This window comes from Streptomyces sp. NPDC004667, from assembly GCF_040609475.1.
GTDB lineage: Bacteria > Actinomycetota > Actinomycetes > Streptomycetales > Streptomycetaceae > Streptomyces.
Genome location: NZ_JBEXKC010000252.1, coordinates 1 through 1,864 on the forward strand (window position 1 = coordinate 1; position 1,864 = coordinate 1,864).

The window sequence follows — 1,864 nt, forward strand, 5'->3', positions numbered from 1 at the left end:
GGCGGCGGAGCGTAGGAGCGCCGGTCCCGGCGCAGCTGTGCTGTGGAGATCTCCGAGATCCTTTCCAGCCACTCGCGGGTGCTCATGCCGTGGTTGACCGGGTCGAAGGCCTGCCGTGTGGAGGCCAGCCACACGGTGTGGAGAGTTTGTTCCGGAAGCTCGGACGCCAGCAGCCGGCGAGCGTCCCCACCCAGTTCGACGGCTTCGTCCCCCTCGGACCGGGCGGCGACCTCTTCCGCGTACCCGAGGGCGGCGGCCAGGGCGACTTCCGGGCTGGCCTGGCTGAGGTGCTCGGACAGGCTGGTCAGCCCGAAATCCTCGCCGTAGCCGAGCTCGTAGTAGGCAGGACGTTCCTCTGTCATAGGGCCTCCCCTGGGAATGCCGTCATGATGGTGAATCCTTCTCGGCCCTTGCCCTTGTGGCCCAATACCCTCGCCTTGGCGGCTTTCTCGGCGCGGTCGGCTGATTCCTGTGCTTCCTTGGCGTAATCCTTGTAGGCCCTGGTCCGGTTGTGACGCCCTGGTGTGATCGGTGCTGGCCTCATTTGAGGAAGTCGGAACATACATAGGGCCCGAGTTCTCCCCGCTCCGGGCGGAGCGTTACCTGTACGTCGTCGGGTCGGGTGGCTCCGCTGTTGTCGAGGACCGCGCTGGCGCGGGCGAGGCTGCACACGAGTTGTCCGGTGAGGTTCCGGTCGTGGACGGAGGAGGTGGACAGGGAGAGGTCCGGGATGCGCACGGTGATGCGGTCCTTGCCTCCGGTCACGGTGTACGAGCCGGTACGGACGAGCGTGTTGAGTCCGGAGCGCAGTTCCGGTGCGGGCGGGTCCATCAGGAGTTTGATGACGCCGCCCAGCTCGGTCAGCTGGATGTCCGGCCGGGAGACCCCTTCAAGGCGACCGGTGTCGGATACGTAGTACAGGCGCAGTCCCTTGGTGAGGCCGGCCGCGGACTCGCCCGCGTCCAGGACCCCGGTCGGCTGGACGCCGCACCCGGCGAGGACCAGTCCTGCGGCCAGGAGGCCGGTGGCCGCCGCACGACCGCGGGTCATCGGTCCTCCTCGTTCGTGGCGTGCCGGCGCGGCAGGCGCAGGGTGAACTCAGCTCCGCCGGCGCTCCGGTTCGAAGCTTCGATGGTGCCGCCGTGTAGGCGGGCGTTCTCCAGGGCGATGGCGGTGCCCAGTCCGCTGCCCGATTCCTGGTCCGAGGATCGGGTGCGGGCGGTGTCGGCCTTGAAGAAGCGGTCGAAGACGTGGGCCAGAGCCTCGGGTGGGAGCCCGGGTCCCGAGTCCGTCACGGTGACGGCAAGCCAGTCACCGACGGCTGACAGGGTCACCGTGACGGGGGGTGCGCCGTGGCGCAGCGCGTTGCCGACGAGGTTGGCGACGATGACGTCGACCCGGCGCCGGTCCACGACCTCCCGCACCCCGTCCGGAAGGTGGGTCACCACCCGGTTCTGCCAGCCGCGCAGCGCGAGGCCGGCGCGGATGGCCTCGGCCAGATCGGTCTCCTGGAGCCGGAGGCGGGCCGCGCCCGAGTCGAAGCGGGACATCTCCATCAGGTCGTCGACGAGCCGCGACAACTTCGCCGTCTCCGCGCTGACCGTGCGGGCCGCCCGCGCAGTATCGGGCGGCAGCTGCCCGGCGTCCTCGTCGAGGATGGTCGCGACCATGGTCACCGCGGCAAGGGGAGTTCGCAGTTCGTGCGAGACATCTGCTACGAACCGCCGCGCCCGTGCCTCCTGCTCGCACAGTCGGGCGACGGACGACTCCAGCTCCTCCGCCGTCTTGTTGAAGTCGCGAGCCAGATCGGCAAGCTCGTCGCGGCCGCGCGCTGTGGCCCGGGATGACAGGTCGCCCGCCGCAT

The 1,864-nt window shown here is 69.7% G+C and carries 2 protein-coding genes and 1 pseudogene; all 3 read right to left on the reverse strand.

The features are described from left to right. Window positions 1-362: pseudogene (locus ABZW32_RS39815) on the reverse strand (hypothetical protein); the annotation flags it as partial. Between the two features lie 178 nt (window positions 363-540). After that, complete coding sequence (locus ABZW32_RS39820) at window positions 541-1,050, reverse strand: hypothetical protein (RefSeq protein ID WP_356225811.1); 510 nt, start codon at window positions 1,048-1,050, stop codon at window positions 541-543. After that, window positions 1,047-1,864 (reverse strand): HAMP domain-containing sensor histidine kinase (locus ABZW32_RS39825; protein WP_356225813.1); only part of this gene is annotated, 818 nt, incomplete at its 5' end. The genes ABZW32_RS39820 and ABZW32_RS39825, both read right to left, overlap by 4 nt.